General features: G+C 72.0%; 21 protein-coding genes and 1 pseudogene. 10 read left to right on the forward strand and 12 right to left on the reverse strand.

The window, feature by feature from the left end:
- Nucleotides 1-39: 39 nt before the first annotated feature.
- Nucleotides 40-402: a hypothetical protein gene (locus tag ACT4N7_RS04845; protein ID WP_444827354.1), complete on the forward strand. Its 363-nt coding sequence runs from the start codon at nt 40-42 to the stop codon at nt 400-402.
- Nucleotides 403-404: 2 nt separating this feature from the next.
- On the opposite strand, the gene ACT4N7_RS04850 is transcribed toward ACT4N7_RS04845, so the two are convergent.
- The 5 genes from ACT4N7_RS04850 to ACT4N7_RS04870 form a co-directional block, all read right to left on the reverse strand.
- On the reverse strand, nt 405-1,046 hold the full coding sequence (locus ACT4N7_RS04850; protein WP_444827355.1) for a DUF6319 family protein: 642 nt from the start codon (nt 1,044-1,046) through the stop codon (nt 405-407).
- Nucleotides 1,047-1,151: 105 nt separating this feature from the next.
- On the reverse strand, nt 1,152-1,346 hold the full coding sequence (locus tag ACT4N7_RS04855; RefSeq protein ID WP_444827356.1) for a hypothetical protein: 195 nt from the start codon (nt 1,344-1,346) through the stop codon (nt 1,152-1,154).
- A 73-nt stretch (nt 1,347-1,419) separates the two neighbouring features.
- A complete protein-coding gene (locus tag ACT4N7_RS04860) occupies nt 1,420-1,563 on the reverse strand; it encodes a hypothetical protein (RefSeq protein WP_444827357.1) in 144 nt (47 codons plus the stop codon).
- A gap of 98 nt (nt 1,564-1,661) precedes the next feature.
- Nucleotides 1,662-1,871, reverse strand: a complete 210-nt coding sequence (locus ACT4N7_RS04865) for a hypothetical protein (RefSeq protein WP_444827358.1) — start codon at nt 1,869-1,871, stop codon at nt 1,662-1,664.
- An 81-nt stretch (nt 1,872-1,952) separates the two neighbouring features.
- A complete protein-coding gene (locus ACT4N7_RS04870; protein WP_444827409.1) occupies nt 1,953-2,999 on the reverse strand; it encodes a DNA polymerase domain-containing protein in 1,047 nt (348 codons plus the stop codon).
- Between the two features lie 89 nt (nt 3,000-3,088).
- Here ACT4N7_RS04870 and hisS point away from each other — a divergent pair, with 89 nt between their 5' ends.
- From hisS to ACT4N7_RS04900, 6 genes are all read left to right on the forward strand, one after another.
- The gene (gene hisS / locus ACT4N7_RS04875; protein WP_444827410.1) at nt 3,089-4,354 is read left to right on the forward strand and encodes a histidine--tRNA ligase; all 1,266 of its coding nucleotides are present in this window, start codon (nt 3,089-3,091) and stop codon (nt 4,352-4,354) included.
- A gap of 61 nt (nt 4,355-4,415) precedes the next feature.
- On the forward strand, nt 4,416-4,754 hold the full coding sequence (locus ACT4N7_RS04880) for a hypothetical protein (RefSeq protein WP_444827359.1): 339 nt from the start codon (nt 4,416-4,418) through the stop codon (nt 4,752-4,754).
- A 40-nt stretch (nt 4,755-4,794) separates the two neighbouring features.
- Nucleotides 4,795-5,262, forward strand: coding sequence for a peptide-methionine (R)-S-oxide reductase MsrB (gene msrB, locus ACT4N7_RS04885; RefSeq protein ID WP_444827360.1), 468 nt, complete (start codon nt 4,795-4,797; stop codon nt 5,260-5,262).
- A gap of 175 nt (nt 5,263-5,437) precedes the next feature.
- On the forward strand, nt 5,438-6,331 hold the full coding sequence (locus ACT4N7_RS04890) for a TIGR04222 domain-containing membrane protein (RefSeq protein ID WP_444827361.1): 894 nt from the start codon (nt 5,438-5,440) through the stop codon (nt 6,329-6,331).
- Between the two features lie 17 nt (nt 6,332-6,348).
- Nucleotides 6,349-7,155 carry a DUF692 domain-containing protein gene (locus ACT4N7_RS04895; RefSeq protein ID WP_444827411.1) on the forward strand — a complete coding sequence of 269 codons (807 nt, stop codon included), beginning with the start codon at nt 6,349-6,351 and terminating at the stop codon, nt 7,153-7,155.
- Nucleotides 7,152-7,505, forward strand: a complete 354-nt coding sequence (locus tag ACT4N7_RS04900; RefSeq protein ID WP_444827362.1) for a hypothetical protein — start codon at nt 7,152-7,154, stop codon at nt 7,503-7,505. The genes ACT4N7_RS04895 and ACT4N7_RS04900 overlap by 4 nt, the downstream gene beginning before the upstream one ends.
- Here the strand turns inward: ACT4N7_RS04900 and ACT4N7_RS04905 are convergent.
- From ACT4N7_RS04905 to hemE, 5 genes are all read right to left on the reverse strand, one after another.
- Nucleotides 7,483-8,247 carry a VOC family protein gene (locus ACT4N7_RS04905; protein ID WP_444827363.1) on the reverse strand — a complete coding sequence of 255 codons (765 nt, stop codon included), beginning with the start codon at nt 8,245-8,247 and terminating at the stop codon, nt 7,483-7,485. The two genes, ACT4N7_RS04900 and ACT4N7_RS04905, sit on opposite strands and share 23 nt — an antisense overlap.
- A 321-nt stretch (nt 8,248-8,568) precedes the next feature.
- Nucleotides 8,569-9,582: a CoA transferase gene (locus tag ACT4N7_RS04910; protein ID WP_444827364.1), complete on the reverse strand. Its 1,014-nt coding sequence runs from the start codon at nt 9,580-9,582 to the stop codon at nt 8,569-8,571.
- Entirely contained in the window at nt 9,579-10,271 is a 693-nt protein-coding gene (gene hemQ / locus ACT4N7_RS04915) for a hydrogen peroxide-dependent heme synthase (protein WP_444827365.1), read from the reverse strand. Before hemQ ends, ACT4N7_RS04910 begins: the two co-directional genes overlap by 4 nt.
- A gap of 18 nt (nt 10,272-10,289) precedes the next feature.
- A complete protein-coding gene (gene hemG, locus ACT4N7_RS04920; RefSeq protein WP_444827366.1) occupies nt 10,290-11,705 on the reverse strand; it encodes a protoporphyrinogen oxidase in 1,416 nt (471 codons plus the stop codon).
- Nucleotides 11,702-12,784: a uroporphyrinogen decarboxylase gene (gene hemE / locus ACT4N7_RS04925; protein WP_444827367.1), complete on the reverse strand. Its 1,083-nt coding sequence runs from the start codon at nt 12,782-12,784 to the stop codon at nt 11,702-11,704. Before hemE ends, hemG begins: the two co-directional genes overlap by 4 nt.
- 135 nt (nt 12,785-12,919) lie before the next feature.
- Between hemE and ACT4N7_RS04930 the strand changes: the two genes are divergently transcribed.
- Nucleotides 12,920-13,483 carry a DUF3000 domain-containing protein gene (locus ACT4N7_RS04930; protein ID WP_444827368.1) on the forward strand — a complete coding sequence of 188 codons (564 nt, stop codon included), beginning with the start codon at nt 12,920-12,922 and terminating at the stop codon, nt 13,481-13,483.
- A 36-nt stretch (nt 13,484-13,519) separates the two neighbouring features.
- Nucleotides 13,520-14,149 (forward strand): type 1 glutamine amidotransferase family protein, encoded by a 630-nt coding sequence (locus ACT4N7_RS04935; protein ID WP_444827369.1) that lies wholly within the window; start codon nt 13,520-13,522, stop codon nt 14,147-14,149.
- 97 nt (nt 14,150-14,246) lie between these two features.
- Here the strand turns inward: ACT4N7_RS04935 and ACT4N7_RS04940 are convergent, their stop codons facing one another.
- Both ACT4N7_RS04940 and ACT4N7_RS04945 read right to left on the reverse strand, forming a co-directional pair.
- Entirely contained in the window at nt 14,247-16,673 is a 2,427-nt protein-coding gene (locus ACT4N7_RS04940; RefSeq protein ID WP_444827412.1) for a M14 family zinc carboxypeptidase, read from the reverse strand.
- A gap of 261 nt (nt 16,674-16,934) precedes the next feature.
- A pseudogene (locus ACT4N7_RS04945) lies at nt 16,935-18,100 on the reverse strand (dipeptidase).
- A 257-nt stretch (nt 18,101-18,357) separates the two neighbouring features.
- Here ACT4N7_RS04945 and ACT4N7_RS04950 point away from each other — a divergent pair.
- Nucleotides 18,358-19,074 carry a response regulator gene (locus ACT4N7_RS04950; RefSeq protein ID WP_035282988.1) on the forward strand — a complete coding sequence of 239 codons (717 nt, stop codon included), beginning with the start codon at nt 18,358-18,360 and terminating at the stop codon, nt 19,072-19,074.
- The last annotated feature ends 96 nt before the right edge of the window (nt 19,075-19,170 follow it).

Below are 19,170 nucleotides of genomic sequence, written 5' to 3' on the forward strand. Positions count from 1 at the left end.
CGTCTGGCCGGTTCGGACGGCTACCCGACGGGGGCTCGCATGAACTTCTGGGGCGTCGCGGCCGTGATCGTGTCGGTGGCGGCGATCGTCGTGGTGCTGGTGATCAGGAAACGCGCGCTCGGCCGTACCTGTGTGGGCTGCGGCGGCGCCACCACCGAGACCGACGTCGGGCCGATGCTGGAGCGACTCCTGCAGAAGTTCGGCGCCGACTCGCACCCCAGCGCGTCCGAGCTGAACGCGATGGTGGAGATGGCCAGCATCGTCGCGACCACCGGCGCGTGGCAGTGCGACCGCTGCCACCGCCTCCTGTGCAACGCCTGCCTCATCGACATGATCACGGCGACCGGCCCTCTCGCACCCCACGCCCACTGCGGCGACGTGTTCCGCCCGCCACGTCCGTGATCTCAGCCCAAGTCGCGCAAGGCCCGCTGGGCCGCGTCCAACTCGGCCTTCAACTGCTCGACCCGCTGCTCCTGGCGCACCCGGGCCGCCGCCAACGCGACCCCGATCGCCTCGCCGACCGCGGGCGGCAGGACGCGGGCCGCCTTGGCCACGTCGCCCGCGGGCACCGGGGTCCACCGCACGGTGCGCTTCTTGCCCGCCAACACGTCCACCGTCCACTCCCCCTCGACCGTCGAGTGCAGCGTCACGGTGATCTCCACCGGCTTGGGCGCACGGCTCGGGGTAGTTCGCACCGGCGCGGGCGCGCCCGGCTCCAGCCCGGCCACCACCGCCGGCTCGACCACCGCGGCAGGCGCGGGCGCGGGCCGCACCGGCTTGGGTTTCGGCGCGGGCCGGACCGCGGTCAACTCCGCCGGGGAGAAGGAAAGCACGTCCCTGGACCCAGTGGCGCGCACCTGGATGTAGTCGCCCTCCGCGGGCTCGGCGAACGCCACCACCTTGGCGGACTGCCCCGCGGTGACGCCTACCGCGGCCGCGGTGAACCACACCGGCGTCGGCTTGCCCGCGGCCAGATCCGCCCGCAGCCGGTCGATGTCCTCGGCCGACAGCGAGGCCGCCTTCGCCATGGTGCTCCCCTCGATCATCGGACTCCGGGCCATAGTGTGCCGCGTGAGTGTGCCGCGTGGGTCCGACAGTTCCGTTCGGAGGTGTTCGACACCGTCTGTCCACACAGGACCAGGGGCGCGGTGTCAGTCCTCGCGCAGGCGGTACTCGCAGCCGTACTCGACGGCGTAGTGCAGGTCGTAGTGGTGCACGATCTTGGGGCCACCGTGCAGATGCACGTGCGTCACCGTCGACCGCGGCTGCTCAGGCAGCGCGTCGAGCGTGTCGACCCGGCCGTCGAGGGGGCCACCGACATAGCGCACAAGGTACGAGCCCGGCATGGTGATCCCCTTCCGTCCCCCGCATTGTAAATGCCGGGGACGACATTTCCCGGGGCTCAGCGCCGTTCGACCATCACAGATCGCGCGCCGTCGCCGCGCCTGCCTTGGTCACGATCGGCTCCGACGCCGCGAAGTCGTCGCCGCCGGGCGGGGAGGAGCGGACGGTGTGCAGGAAGATCACCCGTCCGTCCTGGCAGGTCACCCGCAGGTCCCGCACGGCTCGTCCACCTGGTAGTACTCGACCTTCACGATGTCAGGATGGCCGCTGCCCGCCAGCAGGTCCCGCAGGTACTCGACGAATCGGTCGCGCCGCATCTAGAGCACCCCTTCCGGCAGGTGGTAGGCCGGGTGCGGCGGCACTCCCGGCCCGTCGACCTCGCGCACCATGACCGTGCACTTGGCGCCGCTGGCGAACTCCACGCGCAGCCGGTTGTGGCCCTGGTCGAGGCGGTCCACGGCCACGATCTCAGGGTGGTCCCGACTCACCAGGTCGAACAACAGCTCGTCCAGTTCCCGAATTCGCACACCGCCATCATGCCCGTTCGCGAGGGTTTGGGGCGCCACAGCAGGACGCGTCAGCCAATCGTGCGGTTACCCGCGGTCACCTCAGGTGTCGTCGCGGGCTTTGGAGGGTTGGACGCGTTTGGGTTCGCCGGGCATTTTCGGGTAGTCGGGGGGATAGGGCAGGTCGCCCTGGTCGGCGTCGCGGTCGGCGAGGTCGATCAGCGGCTGCAGCGAGAACCGCTGCCGGTCGACCCCCGCGTGCAGATCACCCACCTCCGCGAACCGAGCGGGCATCGTCAGCACGGAGAAGTCCTCTGGACGCACCCGCCCCAACTCGTCCCACGTCACCGGCGCCGAGACCAGCGCGCGCGGCGTCGGGCGCACGGAGTACGCCGAGGCGATGGTCCGGTCGCGGGCCATCTGGTTGTAGTCGATGAAGACGCGGGCGCCGCGTTCCTCCTTCCACCAGTTCACGGTGACCTGGTCCGGCAGCCGCCGTTCGACCTCGCGGCCGAGGGCGATCAGCGCGCGGCGGACCTCGGTGAAGGTCCAGCGCGGCTCGATCGGCACATACAGGTGGACGCCGCGGCCGCCGGAGGTCTTCGGGAACGCCGCCATCCCGTACCCGTCCAGCAACTCCCGAACCTCGTACGCGACCCGCACCGCGTCGTCGAAGTCGGTGCCGGGCTGGGGGTCCAGGTCGATCCGAAGCTGGTCGGGGTGATCCACATTCGCGCGGCGGACGGGCCACGGGTGGAACGTCAGGGTGCCCAGGTTGGCCGCCCACGCCACCACCGCCAACTCCGTCGGGCACACCTCGTCCGCGTAGCGGCCGCTGGGGAAGGTGATGCGCGCGGTCTCGACGTAGTCGGGCGCGCCCTTGGGGACGCGCTTCTGATAGAACGCGTCACCCCGGTGCTCGGCGCGGGCGGCGATCTTCGCACCCTCGACCACCCCGCCGGGCCAGCGCTCCAGCGTCGTCGGACGCTCGCGCAGCGCGCCGAGGATTCCCTCGCCCACCGCGAGGAAGTACTCGACGATCTGGCGTTTGGTCACCCCGAGATCCGCGAAGTAGGGCTTGTCCGGGTTGGACACTCGCACGGACCGGGTGCCGACGCTGAACTCCAGGGACTCCGCCACGCGGGCCAGCCTACGACCGACACGGACACGAGTGCGGCCCCGGTAGCGTACGGCGGGTCAGCCAACGCCAGACCTTGCGAGGAAACCGACCGGTGAAGATGGACAACAGCCCCGCCCGGGGCACCCGTGACCTGCTGCCCGCGACCGTCGCCGGGCGCGACCACGTCCTGGCCCGGATCACCGAGGTCTACCACCGCTTCGGGTACCAGCGCATCGAGACCCCGGCCCTGGAGGACATCGGGCGGCTGACCGGCGGGCAGGGCGGCGAGAACGAGAAGCTGATCTACCGGGTGCTGCGCCGCGGCCTGGACGAGACCGTCGCGGCCGACACCCCCGTGGCCGACCTGGTCGACCTGGGCCTGCGCTACGACCTCACCGTCCCGCTGACCCGCTTCTACGGCAACAACCAGGCGAGCCTGCCGCAGCCGTTCCGGTCGCTGCAGTTCGGCCCGGTGTGGCGGGCCGAGCGGCCGCAGAAGGGCCGCTACCGGCAGTTCTACCAGTGCGACATCGACATGCTCGGCGAGGAGAGCGTGCTGGCCGAGGTCGAGCTGATCGAGGCGACGACGGAGGCGCTGGCCGCCGCCGGGCTCGACGGCACCACCGTCCGGGTATCCGACCGCCGGTTCCTCTCGGCCCTGGCGCAGGGCGCGGGCCTGCCAGAGGACGCGTGGACCGGGCTGTTCATCACCCTCGACAAGCTCGACAAGATCGGCTGGGCCGGCGTGCGGGCCGAACTGCCCGCGCGCGGCCTGGACACCGCCCAGATCGATCGCCTGCAGGACAGCATCACCAGCCTGCAGGGCATCGACCCGGCCACCCTCGGCGACCAGCTCGCCGAGGCCGTGCCGGGGCTGGCCGACGAGGTAGTGGCCGATCTGGCCGCCACCGCCGACGCGCTGCGGGCGCTGGCCGGGCACCGCGCGCTGAGCTGGGAGTTCGACCCGACGCTGGTGCGGGGCATGGGCTACTACACCGGTCAGGTCTTCGAGGTGGTGCACCCGTCGTCGGCCGGGTCGGTCGCGGGCGGCGGGCGCTACGACCGGCTCATCGGCCGCTCGCTCGGCCGCGACGTGCCCGCCTGCGGGTTCTCGATCGGCTTCGAACGCATCGTCGACCTGCTCGACAGCGCACCGCGCGAGCCAGCGGTGGCGGTGCTCTACGAGGCCAACGTCCCGCTGCCCACCGTCACCGGCACCGCCCGCGAGCTGCGCGCGCAGGGCCGCCGAGTGTCCCCGATCCGCAGGCGCGGCAAGGTCGGCGCCCAGCTCGGGCGGCTCGCGGACTGGGGCTTCACCTCAGTCGTGCACCTGCGCGCCGAGCAGTCCGACGCGCCGGAAGAGCGGCCCCTGACAGGGAAGTAGGTCGTGTCCCACGGGGACACGGCCTATACGCCGCCGGGGGGCGGCAGGCTACCGTGGTGCCATGGTCGCGACAGGCACCCACGGGGCGTCCGACGACGACTCGCGCCCGCGACCGGGCGCCGAGTCGCCGAACCGGTTCACCGAAGACCTGATCGGACTCGACCCGGACGACCCGGAGGTCCGGGAGTTCGCCGAGCACCTCGACCGGGTCGAACGGGTCCGGCCGGGCTACACCGTCGAGGGCTACCTGGGCGGCGTGACCGACTTCGCCGAGTCCGCCAACCGGCTCGGCGGGCACCACCGGCTCACCGCGGGCATCGTCGTGACGCTGATCCTGCTCGGCGTCCTCGTGGCCGCCTGGGACGCCGTGGTGTTCATCTTCACCACGCTGCTCGGCTGAGCGCGGGCCGCCCGCGGCCCCGACAGGTAGCGTGATGAGCATGAAATCCGGCAGGAAACCCGTACTGGGCGCCACCCCCAGGGTGGTCAAGTCCGAGCAGGAATGGCGGGCGCGGCTCGACGCGCGCGAGTTCGCCGTGCTCCGCGAGGCGGGCACCGAGCCCGCGTGGACCGGCGAGTACACCGACACCAAGACCACCGGCGTCTACCAGTGCCGGGCGTGCGGCGCGGAGCTGTTCCGCAGCGACACGAAGTTCGAGTCGCACTGCGGGTGGCCCTCGTTCTTCTCGCCGCTGGCGGGCGAGAGCATCGTGCTGCGCGAGGACCGCGCGATGGGCATGGTGCGCACGGAGGTGCTCTGCGCGAGCTGCCACAGCCACCTGGGCCACGTGTTCGAGGGCGAGGGCTACCCCACGCCGACCGACCAGCGTTACTGCATAAACTCCATCTCGCTACGGCTCGTGTCCGACGAGGGCGACGCAACCTCAACTCCCGATCAAGAAGCCTAAATCCTGCCCCCAGGTTCCCTAAGTCTTGCTCAAACTCACTTGTGCGGGAAGTCACAGAACCTCGACCATGGAGTCCTCGACATTCCGTCGAAGAGAGGACCGACGATTGCCGCAGCCTTGCGCATTCCGTTGGCAGGCCACGGAAATCGTCCTTCAGCTCGGGTAGGGGGCAGTAATGAACGAGCCGTGGGGAATTTCGGGCCCGGATTTTCTGAAAGTCTATTTCGTCGCATTCGCATTCGCCTTGTTGTTCGCGTTGGCGATGCGGATCCTGGCCCGCGCGGGGGGCGGGGACGCGCACCCGCCGCGGCACGACCAGCTCACCCTCGACGAGTTGGCCTACCTGGCGGGCGGCGCCCAGCGCGTCGTGGAGACCGCAGTCGCCCGGCTGGTGGACGCCGGGAAGCTGCGGCCGAGCCGGAGCGGGAGCGTCCAGGCGGTGCACGGGGCCACCGCCAACTACCCCATCGATCGGGCGGTCCTGGCGGACGCCCAGCGGTACGGCCACCGCACGCTCACCCTTCTCGTCGACCGGGTAGGTCAGGACGCCGCCGTGCGCGGCATCGGCGCGGGCCTGGCAGGCAAGGGGTTGCTGGTCGACAAGGGCACGGCCCGGGCACGGCTCTCCGCCGTGCCCGTGGCTGTCCTCTTCGTGGTGGGTGTCGCACGGTGGGCGAACGGGCTGTCCGAGGGGCGTTCGATCGGCTGGCTGACGCTGGCCCTGGTGGTGACGGCGGTGGTGGGGATCGCGCTGTACCGCAGGCCGGTGGCGGCGCGGACCTTCACGGGCGACCGGGTGTTCCGGCAGGCCCGGCGCGGGCGGGGATCGTTGCCGGGGCCGTCCACGAACGGCGCCGACTACGCGCTGCTCGGCGGCGGCGCGGCGATGATGGTCGTCTTCGGCGGTCTGGCCGCGCACCCCGACGTCGAACTCGCGGCGATGGAGGCGCACCGCGCCTCGGCCGCGGGCTCAAGTTCGTCGAGCTCGTCCTGCGGCGGCAGCTCGTCGTCGTGCAGCAGTGGCGGCGGCAGCAGTTGCGGCGGCGGTGGCGGCGGCTGCGGCGGCTGAGCGGAACGGGGATGGGCGTGCGGGAACTCGGGGTGGGGATCGGCTGGCGGTCGGAGATCGACCTGACGGTCGAGCGGATGCCCGGGATCGACTTCGTGGAGGTCGTGGCGGAGAACCTGCACCGCGACCACCTGCCGGAGTCGCTGCGGGTGCTGCGGTCCCGGGGCACCCCCGTGCTCCCGCACGCCGTGTCGCTGTCCCTCGGCGGTGCCGACCCGGTCGACGGCGCCCGGGTCGAGCACCTCGCCGCGGTGGCCGACCTGCTCGACGCGCCGCTGGTCAGCGACCACATCTGCTTCGTGCGCGCGGGCGGACTGGACTCCGGCCACCTGATGCCGGTGCCGCGCACCCGCGACGCGCTGGAGGTGCTGGTGGCCAACGTGCGCACCGCCCAGTCCGGGCTCGGGGTGCCGCTGGCGCTGGAGAACATCGCGGTGCTGCTGCGGTGGCCGGACACAGAGCTGACCGAGGCGCAGTTCCTCACCGACCTGGTGGAGCGCACCGGGTGCCTGCTGCTGGTCGACGTGGCCAACCTATGGGCCAACGCGCGCAACCTCGGCGAGGATCCGCTGGAACTGCTCGACGCGCTGCCGCTGGACCGGATCGCGTACGTGCACGTCGCGGGCGGCGTCACGGTCGACGGGGTGTACCACGACACGCACGCGCACCCGGTGCCCGACGAGGTGCTGGGCGTGCTGGGCGAGCTGTGCGCGCGGACACGGCCGCCGGGTGTCCTTTTGGAACGCGACGACAACTACCCGTCCGACGCGGAGTTGGTGTCCGAACTGGACGCGATCCGGGCCGTGCTGGCGACCGCGCCGTGACCGGCCCACAGCGGGAGCGGCTGGCGGCCGCGCAGGCCGACCTGCTGCGCGCGCTGCTGGCCGACGGGCAGCCGCCACCGGGGTTCGACCAGAACGCGCTGCGAACCGAGGCCGCGGCGCTGCTGGCCAAGCGGCGCCGCGTCGCCGCGCAGCTCGCCCCCGACCTGGCGGGCGAGCTGGGCAAGCGGTTCGGCCCGCTGTTCGACGAGTACGCGCGCGCCCACCCGCGCCGCGACGGATCGCGGGCGCGGGAGGACGCGGCGGCATTCGACCGCTGGCTGGCCGACCGGGGCGAACGCACCCCGGCCAAGCCGCGCTGGTGGCGGCTCAGCTCCCGGCGGGCGCGGTGATCATCTTGAACACGGCACCCTGGTCGTCGGTGAAGGTGCCCATCCGACCGAACGGGGTGTCCTCGGGGGTGTCCACCACGCTGCCGCCGAGTTCGACCACCTTGGCCGCGGCGGCGTCGACGTCGTCGACATTGAAGTAGACGGACCAGGACGCGGCCGAGCCGCCGTCCACCCCGCCCATGCCGCCGACCGAGTCCTCGCCTTCGGCGAGGCTGATGGTGACATAGCTGAGCGGGCCGCCGACCTCCTCGTAGACGTAGTCGAAAGCCTTGCGGTAGAACGCTTTGGCGCCGTCGAGGTCGCCGCTCATGTGCTCGTTCCAGGTGAGCGCGCCGTGCTCGTTGGCGAGCTGGACGCCGTGGTGGGTGCCCGCCTGCCACAGCCCGAACGTCGCGCCCGTCGAGTCGGCGGCGATGACCATGCGGCCGAAGTCCAGGACGTCCATGACCTCCACCAGCACCTGGCCGCCCGCGTCCTTGATCCGCTCGACGCCCGCGTCGGCGTCCGAAGTGGACAGATAGGTGGTCCACGTCGACTGCTGCGCCTCGTCCTGCAGCGGGCCCATGCCCGCGACGCGCTTGTCGCCGACGAAACAGTTCGCGTAGCCCCCGACCTCGGGACCGCCCACCTCGACCTTCCAGCCGAAGAGGCCCGAGTAGAACGCGCTCGCCCGCTCGACGTCGGTGCCGAGGTCGACCCAGCAGGGTGTCCCCGCGGGCCAGGGGCTGTTTCGAGTGACCATGGTGCGACCTTTCCAGAGGTGACGTGTTGCCCTGAACGGGGTGAACGCTAACGCTCAACGGCGGAGGCGACCCTCACGATTCGGGTGTCAATCGGGTGAATCGTGACTGCCTTCGCGGCACTTCGAGAAGATCGTTGACGAGAAGTCGGACAAACAGCACCCCGTCCTCACCACCACGACGGCGGATCGCCACCAGGCACCCGCGGCCCATGGGCCCACCGCGGCGGCGCCCCCGGCAGCGTCCCCGGAACGCGCACGTGCCGGATCGTCCCAAAAGCACTGTCCATTTCAGACAGATAGCTGGCCACAGAACCCTTGTGCTCAAAGGACTCCACCCGACCCAGCCCGCTGAGCCAGTGCGCTGTTCGGCCAGGCCTGCGCGGGCAACGGCACCGGCCGACCCACCCCGCCCTCGTCGGCGATCCCACACGCCAACTGCACCAGGCTGTCGAACCCGCGCCGGGCCCGCCACGGTCCACTGTGGCCATACGCGGACAGGCTGACCAGAATCACCCCCGGCGGCAGATCAGCAGGGCCGAACCCTTTGGTGGACAACGAATCCGGCCGGTAGGACTGCACCAGCACATCGGCGTCCGCGAGCAGCCCGCGCAGTGCCTCCCGATCGCCGGGGACGCGCAGATCCAGGTGGCACGAGCGCTTGCCGAACCCGGTGTCGATCACCAGCGGCCGCACGGTGGGCAGGTGCGCGGCCCCCACGTGCAGCACGTCCGCGCCGTGCGCGGCCAACGTCCGCCCGCACACCGGACCCGCGATCACATGCGTCAGATCGAGCACCCGCACCCCGGCCAACGGCCGATCGGCGGCGGGCAGCGGACGCGGCGGACCGTCGCCCACGCGCTCCACCGACACCAGCGGCTCGGCGGCCACCGCGACCCCCTGCGGATGCGCCCGCCACTGCCCCGCCGACCGCATGGCCGCCGCCGCACCACCCGCGGCGAGCACCGCCTCCTCCACCGAGACAGCGGGCCGACGCGCGACCTCGGCCGCCACGTCGTCGCCGAGAACGGACCGGACGGCGGCCTCGTGGTGCGGGTAGTTGCAGTGCAGCTTGACCCAGCCGTCCGCCGCCCGGTAGTCCCCGGACAGCGGAGCCCAGACCTCGCCGGGCGACGCGCCGTCGACCAGCAGGTGGCGTTCGCCGCGGAACGCCTCGGCGGCGTGCCGGATGTCGACCGACACCGGGCCGGGCTCGGTTCCACGCCGCCGCGACAACTCCGCCGCCGCCGTGGTCACCTGGGCGACGCACTGCGCCGCCAGGTGCGCCACCCGGAACGGCCCGGCGACCACCCGCTCGTCGCCGATGAACACCGTCACGGCAGGTTCGCGACCAACTCGGCGGCGGGCACCCGGGTGCCGGTGTAGAACGGGATCTCCTCGCGCACGTGCCGCCGCGCCTCGGTGCCGCGCAGGTGGCGCATCAGGTCGACGATCCGGTGCAGCTCGTCGGCCTCGAAGGCGAGGATCCACTCGTAGTCGCCGAGTGCGAACGACGACACCGTGTTGGCGCGCACGTCCGGGTAGTCGCGGGCCTCCTTGCCGTGGTCGGCGAGCATCTTGCGGCGCTCGTCGTCGGGCAGCAGGTACCAGTCGTAGGACCGGACGAACGGGTAGACGCAGACATACTTGCGCGCGTCCTCTCCCGCGAGGAACGCGGGAACGTGGCTGCGGTTGAACTCCGCGGGCCGGTGCAGCGCGACCTGGCTCCACACCGGAACCGACGCCCGGCCGAGCGCGGTGCGCCGGAAACCGGTGTAGGCGGCCTGCACCTGCTCGATCTCCTCGGCGTGCCACCAGATCATGTAGTCGGCGTCGGCCCGCAGGCCCGCGACGTCGTACACGCCGCGCACCACGACGCCCTTGCCTGCCAGGGCATCGAGATAGCTCGCGGTCTCGGTGGCGGCGGGGCCGCGGTCGTCGGGCAGCTTGCCGGGTTCGATCCTGAAGACCGACCACATGGTGTAGCGGATGGTGTCGTTGATCTCGGCGTAATTCAGGCGGGCCATGCCGACATCGTCCCACCCTCAGCCGGTTGTGGGCGCGCGCAGGTGTGCGGCGATCCGCCGCGCGGCCGCGTCGCCCGTGCCGATGCACGCGGGGATACCGACGCCGTGCAGCGCGGCACCCGCGACGGCCAGTCCGGGCTCGGCGGCGACCGCGCGCTCGATGTCGGCGACGAGGTCGTTGTGGCCGACGGCGTACTGCGGCAACCCGCCGCCCCATCTGGTGACTGCCTGCTCGATCGGCGCCGCCGACACCCCGGCCAGCTCGGCCAGATCGGCCCGGACCAGGCGGACCAGCTCGTCGTCATCGGCGCGCAGTGCACCCGGCTCGCCGTGTCTGCCGACCGAGCCGCGCACGACGACCGCGTCCAGGTGCGCCCACTTCGTCGCCGAGAAGGTGACCGCCTTGACCGCGTACGGCGAGCCGTCGGCCCGCCGCTCCCGCGCGCCCACCAGCACGCCCGAGGTGCCCGGCAGGTCGGTGCCGGGCGGCAACGCGAGCGCCACGACGGCCATGGACGCCATCTCCACCCGCGCGTACGCCGCCGACGCGGCGGGCACCACCCCGTCGAGGAGCCTGCGCGCGGCGGGCGGCGGCACGGCGAGCACGACGGCGTCCACGTCGAGCACCGGATCGGCGGGTTCGTGTCCGGGCGCGGCGGCGCCGAGGTGCAGGCGCCAGCCGTGCGCGCGACGGGTCAGCGCCCGAACCGGCACGCCGAGCCGGAGGTCGGCGGACCGGGCCAGCGCGTCGACCAGCGTGCCGAGGCCTGAGCGCAGGGTGCCGAACACAGGCTCGGGCGGGGCGCCGGTCGCCGGCGGGACGACCGCGGCGGCGGCTTCGGTCAGCGAGGACGCGCCCGCGTCGAGCGCGGCGGCTATCGGCGGCATGGTCGCGCGTAGGCCGAGGCCGTCGACGCTGCCCGCGTAGACACCGCCGAGGAGCGGGTCGATCAGCCGGTCGGGCAGCTCGTCGCCGTAGCGGGCGCGCAGCAGCGGCCCCAGGGCCAGGTCGCCGTCGAGCCGGATGGGCGGGAGGCCGGGTTCGGCCGCGACCCGGCGCCTGCCCTCGGCGGACAGCAGCTCGGCGACGGTCTCCGGGTCGGCCGGGATGCCCAGCATGGTGCGACCCGGAATGGGTCTGGTGACACCGCCCGCGCGCACCGTGGACCGCGCGGATGTCGGATGGGTAACGCCGTCGGCGAGGCCCAGCTCGGCCACCAGGGCGGCCGCCTCGGGCCTGCGGTTGAGGTACGCCTCGGCGCCCACGTCGTAGCGGACGCCCGCCAACTCGACCGTGCGCAGCTTGCCGCCGAGCCGGTCGGACTGCTCGACCACGGTGATCACGGCGGTCGGCCCGAGCAGTGCGCGCAGCCGGTGCGCTGCGGCCAGCCCGGCGATCCCGCCGCCGACCACCGCCACCCGCACGGGGGTCACCGGCCGGGCGTCAGGCCGTGCACCAGCTCGACCACCCGGGTCAGCACCGCCGGGTCGGTCTCGGGCAGCACACCGTGGCCGAGGTTGAACACGTGCCCCCGGGCGGCGCGGCCCTCGTCCACGATCCGGGCGACCTCGCGGCGCACCACGTCGTCGCCAGCGAACAGCGCGGCCGGGTCGAGATTGCCCTGCACCACCACGTCGTCGCCGACCCGGCGGACGGCCTCGTCCAGCGGTGTCCGCCAGTCGACGCCGACGACGTCCGCGCCCGCCTCGCGCATCGCGCCGAGCAGCGCGGCCGTGCCGACGCCGAAGTGGGTGCGCGGCACGCCCGCGTCGGCCAGGCCGCCGAGCACCTTCGCCGAGTGCGGCAGGACGAACTCGCGGTAGTCCTTGAGCGACAGCGCGCCCGCCCACGAGTCGAAGAGCTGCACCGCGTCGACACCCGCGTCGATCTGCGCGCGCAGGAAGGTCAGCGCGACATCGGCGAGCCGGTCGAGCAGCGTGTGCCAGGTGGCGGGGTCGGCGTACATCAGCGCCTTGGTGCGCTCGTGGTTGCGGCTCGGACCGCCCTCGACCAGGTACGACGCGAGGGTGAACGGCGCGCCCGCGAACCCGATCAGGGGGGTCTCGCCCAGCGCGGCCGTGAGCAGCCGCACGGCCTCGGCGACCGGCTCGACCTGCTCGGCGTCCAGCACGGGCAGCCCAGCCACGCCGGCGGTCGTCCGCACGGGCGAGGCCACGACCGGGCCGGTGCCCGGCACGATGTCGAGGTCGACCCCGGCCGCCACCAGCGGCACCACGATGTCGCTGAACAGGATCGCGGCGTCCACCCCGTGCCTGCGGACCGGCTGCAGGGTGATCTCGCGGACCAGCTCAGGGTCGAAGCAGGCGGCCAGCATCGAGGTGTTCGCGCGCAGCGCGCGGTACTCCGGCAGCGAGCGCCCGGCCTGTCGCATGAACCACACCGGCACCCTGGCCGGAACGCCGCCACGCGCGGCGACGAGGAACGGGGCGTCGGGGAGATGCCTGCGGGCGGCGGTGCCGACGGCCGGGGCAGGCTGAGTCAGTTCAGTCATCGCGGCGCCATGGTCGCATACCGGTCACCGTCCCCCGGCGCAGGCCGGAATCACACTGTCGGTACGCAATCGGCGTGTCAACGCTCGGCGCGCCGCGCCCACTCACTGACTCGGGTGGTCTTACAGTTACCAGTCGTGACCGGAACGTCGACTACGCCTGAGCTGTTCACCCAGGCTGTCGAGGCGCTGAAGTCGCTGCGACCTCGACCGGAGCTGCAGCTCGCCGAGGTCCGCCCCCCACAACGGCTCGCCCCGTGGGCGTTCGCGCTCACCGCGGAGGCCACCGGACCGGCCGAGGTGCACGCCACCGGCAGACTGATCCTGCTGCACGACCCGAAGGGTCAGGACGCCTGGGGCGGCGTCCTGCGCGTGGTCGCGTACGTGCGCGCCGAACTCGACGCCGAACTGGCCGACGACCCGCTGCTGCCCAGCGTGGGGTGGTCCTGGCTCACCGACGCGCTGGCCGCGTCCGGCGCCGACTTCGCCGCCCTTGGCGGCACGGTCACCGACACGTCGTCAGCGCGCTTCGGCGACATCGCGGGCCCGGCCCGCACCGACGACCTGGAACTGCGCGCGTCGTGGACCCCGCGCACCGCCGACCTCGCCCCCCACGGCGACGCGTTCTGCGACCTGATGGCCAGCGTGGTGGGACTCCCGCCGGTCGGGGTGTCGCTGTTCAGCCAGCGCAAGGGCGACTGAGACTTTTTGTCGGTGGTCGGGTCTAGCTTCGGTGGCATGAACACGCACCTGTACGTCCTGGACACCCTCGCCGACTGGGAGCCCGGGTACCTCACCGCGGAACTGAACACCGGCCGGTTCTTCGCCGAGGCGGGGACGTCCCTGCCGGTGCGCACCGTGGGTGCCACGCGCGAGCCGGTGCGCACGATGGGCGGGCTGACGATCGTCCCCGACCTGTCGGTAGCCGAACTCGACCCGGCGTCGAGCGCCCTGCTGATCCTGCCGGGCGGCGACACCTGGGACGACCCGGCGCACCAGGCCGTGCTCGCGAAGGCTGCCGACTTCCTGGCCGCGGGCGTGCCGGTGGCGGGCATCTGCGGCGCCACGATCGCCCTCGCGAACGCGGGCCTGCTCGACGCCCGCCCGCACACCAGCAACGACCCGCACGCCTTGGCCGCCCTCGCCCCGAACTACCGCGGCGCCGACCACTATTTACCCGACCCGGCGGTCATCGGCGGCGACCTGATCACCGCGACCGGCGTCGCGCCGCTGGAGTTCGCCCGCGCCGTCCTGTCCCGCCTCGGCGTCCTCTCCCCCGCCGCCCTCGACGCGTGGTACGGGCTGAACACGACCAGGGAATCGCGGTACTACTTCGCCCTGATGGAGGCCGTACCGCAACTCACCTGACAGACGCGGACCACCTCAGCGGCGGGCATGCGGGGGGCCGGCCACACGCGACACGGCGGCCGGTGCCCGGGAAGGGCAGCGGCCGCCGTGTCGGGGATCAGCGGTCAGCGGGGGCACGCTCCTTGGTGGCGCGCGCCGAGCGGGTGCACACATCGCCGACGTCCACGGTCTGGCCGCGGTCGACGTAGACGTCGGCCAGGCCGACCAGCCTGCCGCGCTTGTCCTTGCAGGTGAGCGTGTACGGCTCCTTCGGGCCGTAGGTGGTGGGCAGCGGCGAGGCGAACTCGACCTTGAGGTTCGACCAGTCGTCCGGGGTGGCCGGGTCGGCCTGCTCGTAGTTGACCATCACGGCGGTGTAGTCACCGGCGGGCGGGTCGAACAGCACGGCCTTCTCGGTCCTGGTGCCGCCGCTGGCCGACGAGCTGACCAGGTTGCCCGCGGCGTCGAAGATGTAGAGATCCCAGTCGGTGGCGTCGGTGCCCCAGTCGACGGTCACGGTCATCTTGCCGTTGTCGGCGGCGGGCAGGCCGTCCACGCGGAACGGGATGACCTCGCCGGTGGAGTCGGCCGGGAAGTTGGTATTCTCCGCCGGGATGCCCGCCGGGTTGGCGAGCGCGATCGCGGCCTGCGGCGGCCCCTGCGGGTCGCGCCCGTAGCGACCGGCCACGTACGGCCGGGTCGACGGGTTGACCGCCCAACTGAACCGGCCGCCGGTGGTGGTCAGGTCCGAGGTGAGCACGTCGGCGACGTAGATCGGGTCACCGACGCTGCCGTCGGGCCGCAGGACCGGCGAGGTCGGCGTCTGGAACGCCTTGCGGAGCTGGAGCTGGTAGCCCTTGGGCGCCGCGCCGATCAGGGTGGAGTGCGCGGCCGGGTCGGCGGCGTTGCGCAGCATGTCCAGGAACGCCTCCCGGTTGCCGCCCTTGCCCGCGCCCGCCGCGGGCGCCAGGCCCGCGTACTCGGCCACGACACCGTCGGCGAAGGGCGGGTGGAACTCGTTCGGGCCGACCTCGAAAGTGAAGCCGTAGCCGCCGGTGGCGAAGTACGACCAGTCCTCTGTGGACCCGGTGGTGTCGTAGAGCTGCCACGACGGCTGGCTGAGGTAGCCGTTGCGGGAGGCAAGCTTGTCACCGAGGGCCTTGTAGGCGGGCTCGTCGAGCGGCGGCCGGACGTCGGCCACGCCGGGCACCCGCAGCACCAGGTTCGAATAGGTGTGCAGGGTGATCAGGTTGGTGACCTGCCGGGTGGACACGATCGAGCGGATGTTGCGGGTCTCCGGCTCGGAGAAGGGGCCGGAGCCGCGGAAGGTGTCGCTGCTCCACGTCGGCGACGCGCCCGCGCCGCCCCAGAAGCCCGCGTAGTTGCGGTTCGGGTCGGTGCCGCGCAGCCTGCCCGCCGGGTTGGCCTTGCACACCCCGGTGCGGAACTGCTCCGGCGAGTCCGACGGATTGCAGTTCTTGCGCTTCATCTCGTAGTCGAACCGGGTGAAGTCGCCCTTGGGCTCGGCCTCGCGGGAGATCGAGAACCCGTCCGGGTTGACGATCGGCACCACCAGGTTGCGGGTCTTGCCGACCAGCGCCCGGACTTCGCCGCCCGCCTGGTAGCCCTTGACCAGCTCGTGGGCCCACTCCATGGCGTGCTCGCCCGCGGGCCACTCCCGGGCGTGGTGCACGCCCATGGTGAAGTTGACGGCCTTGCCGTCGGCGGCGTTGTCGACGTTCGTGGCGATCTCGGCGCCCACGACGTCGCGGCCCTCCCAGGTCGGGTTGGGCAGGGTGAACGCCTTGACCAGGCTCGGGTTGCGCCGCGCCAGTTCCTTGAGCTCGAAGTCGTAGTCGTAGAGGTGGCGGTAGGCCGTGCGGCCCGAGGGCAGCACCGAGCCCTGCCGGTTCGCCGCGTACTCGCGGTCGGCCTTGGCGTTGGCTATCGAACGGGCGGAGAGGTCTGCCTGCACGACGGTGGACTTCATGCCGCTGTCGGCGAGGACCTTGCGGTCCGCGTCGTCCGCCAGGACGACCTCGACCCCGGTGGCGTCGGCCTTCTCGGTGACGTCGAGGCCCAACGCGAACAGCCGGTCCTTGTGCTGCCTGGTGGGCGTCTCCACGCGGACGATCTCCGCGCGCTGGGCGCCGGTCGGCGTGCCCGCGGAGCTGATGGCGAGGAAGTCGACGCCGAGCTGGACGCTGCGCGACGAACCGGCGTAGCGGCAGGCTTGGACGACGAGCTGCTGGTCCTTGGTCACGAAGCTCTCGGCCAGCTCGACGCTGCGCAGGGCGGCGGAGGCGGCGACCACGGCGCCGGTCGCCTTGTCGAACACGGCGACGTCCCAGTCACCCACCCCGTTGCCGCGAGGCGCCAGCCGGGCCTGGACGAGCCCGGTCACCGTGGCCGTCACCTCGCGGCGGTCGGTGCCCCGGGTGCCACCGGGCAGCAGCTTCTCGAAGCACGAGCGGGCGACGTCCTGGTCACTGCGGAGAACGTTGTCGGCCGCGGTCGCGGTGGTGGCGCTGAGGCCGACGACCACCGCCCCGCTGAGTCCGACGGCGGCGACGACCCGCCAAGCCGGAATCCGTCTCGCTGATGAGCTCACGCTCGACTCCTCCCAAACGATCCACCTGTACGCATGCCTGCCCCCGGCAGCGTGACGCTAGCCACGCCGTTCCGCACCCGGAACCTATTGGCGGTCGCCTGTTGACAGAAGGGGTCGAGTGGCCTTACGGGTTGCTCCGAGGGGTCCACGACGGCGGGCGGGGGGCCTCGGGGGCCTCCACAAGGCGAGGAATTATTACCTTTTGCCAGATTTCCCCTGCGTCGCCGCAACTTTCTCCGCCGCCCGGAGGACACGTAGGACGTTACGCCCTGCAACCTTCGCGCAGTCGTCCTCGCTCCAACCGCGGTCGAGCAGCGCCCCGAAAAGGGTCGGATAGCAGCCCACGTCCTCCAGTCCCGCGGGCAGCACGGCACAGCCGTCGTAGTCGCCGCCGACACCGAGATGATCGACGCCGACGAGCTCGCGGGCGTACTCGAAGTGCGCCACGACCTCGGACAACGTCGCCCGCGGCTGGTCGTGGCGACCGCTCCAGGACGCCAGGAACAGCTCGCGCGCGGCGAGGTCGGCGTGCTTCTCCCCGACGGCCGCCATCGCGTCCTCCAAGCCCTTGTCCCACGCCGCGATGGCGGGCGAGACGAACCGCGGCACGAAGGTCAGCATGACGACACCGCCGTTGTCCGGGAGACGTTTCAGCACGTCATCGGGCACATTTCGGGGATGCTCAGTGACCGCGAGGCACGAGGAATGACTGAAGATGACCGGCGCGGTGCTGGCGTCGAGCGCGTCGCGCATGGTGGTGGCGGCGACGTGCGAGAGGTCGACCAGCATGCCGAGCCGGTTCAGTTCGGCGACGACCTCGCGGCCGAACTCGGACAGCCCGCCGACCTGCGGTTCGTCGGTCGCGGAGTCGGCCCAGGGGTGTTGTCGTTGTGCGTGAGGGTCAGGTAGCGCACGCCGAGGCGGTGCAGCGCGCGCAGCACGCCGAGCGATTCGGCGATGCAGTGGCCGCCCTCGGCGCCCAGCAGCGAGGCCACCCGGCCATCGCGAAACGCGGATTCTGCCTGGTCAGCGGTGTACGCGAGGCGCAGGTCGGCCGGATGGGCGGCGACGAGGGCGTGCACGATCTCGATCTGTTCGAGCACCGCGGTGACCGCGGCGTGGCCCTGGAGACCGCACGGCACATAGACCGACCAGAACTGCGCGCCCACCCGGCCGCGGCGGAGTTTGACGAGGTCGGTGTGCAGGTCGGGCTGCTCGACGGCGAGGTCGATGCCCGCCAGGACGGCGGCTGGATCGGCACCGAGCCGCTGGCGCAGCGCCCACGGCAGATCGTTGTGGCCGTCGACCAACGGCGTGTGCGCGAGCAACTGCCTTGCGCGATCGATCCCGGGGTTGTGCACGAGCCGTGACTCCATTCAATCGTGTAACGAATCCGATCCGTTACGTCACCGATCGGTGAGTAACCCAAACGTGTGACATCAGCACCCCTACGTGACAACCCGATCGGATACTTACCCGATTGATCGTCCCGCTAACCCGCTTGGGCGGCTAGGCTGCCTTCGTCGACACCACTTTCGGTCCAACGGCGGCGCGGCTGTTTGGTCGAAAGTCCCAGTGCCGGTCGGGGGGCAACGACCGACTCCAGGGAGGTAGTGACGTGGCTGCCGTCGGCTTAGGTCAGGCCGTTCGAACCACGCCAGCCGGCTCTTTGCCGGCGAACATGGTCCCGCACCCGCGGGAAGAGCTGTTCTCGGTGTTGGTGGTCGATGACCACCCGCTCTTGAGGGAGGCGATAGCTGCTCGGCTCACTCAGATGGGTGCGGGCACAGTGCACGAGGCCGCCACGGTGGCCGAGGCGAGGGCGCGCGCACAGGCCACCGGCCCGTGTGATCTCGCGATCCTCGATCTCGGATTGCCGGACGGCAGCGGGATCGAGCTGGTCACGGAGCTTCGCAGCCATGGTTGGCCGCGAATCGTCGTGCTGGCTTCGTCCGACGATCCGTACGCCGTCCGATCGGCCTTCCAGGCAGGCGCTCAGGCCTACCTGCTGAAGTCCGCTTCGCCGGTGGTGGTCACCGACGGAGTCCGGCGAGTACTCGAAGGCGGCGTCTACGCCGACCCGAGTGTCGCGCCGGTCCTCGCCACGGGGACCAGGGTCCCGGGCACCGACAACACCCCGCGCGAGCTGTCGGCGCGCGAGGTCGAGGTGCTCCAGCTCGTCGCGGACGGTCAGTCCAACAAGGAGATCGGCGAGGCGCTGAATCTTTCGGCGCTCACGGTGAAGAGTCACCTCTCGCGGATCGGCCGCAAGTTGGGCACCGGCGACCGGGCTCAGATGGTCGCGCTCGCCATGCGGGCGGGCGTCATCCGCTAGACAACAGCAGTCGTGTGGCTGGGCTGGGCATGGCCCCGCCACACGACTGCTGCTGATCTCCCCCGTCGGTGGGCGATGGTGCCGTAGGGTCATTCG

The sequence above is a fragment of the Actinokineospora sp. genome (assembly GCF_052390155.1).
Taxonomy (GTDB): Bacteria; Actinomycetota; Actinomycetes; order Mycobacteriales; family Pseudonocardiaceae; genus Actinokineospora.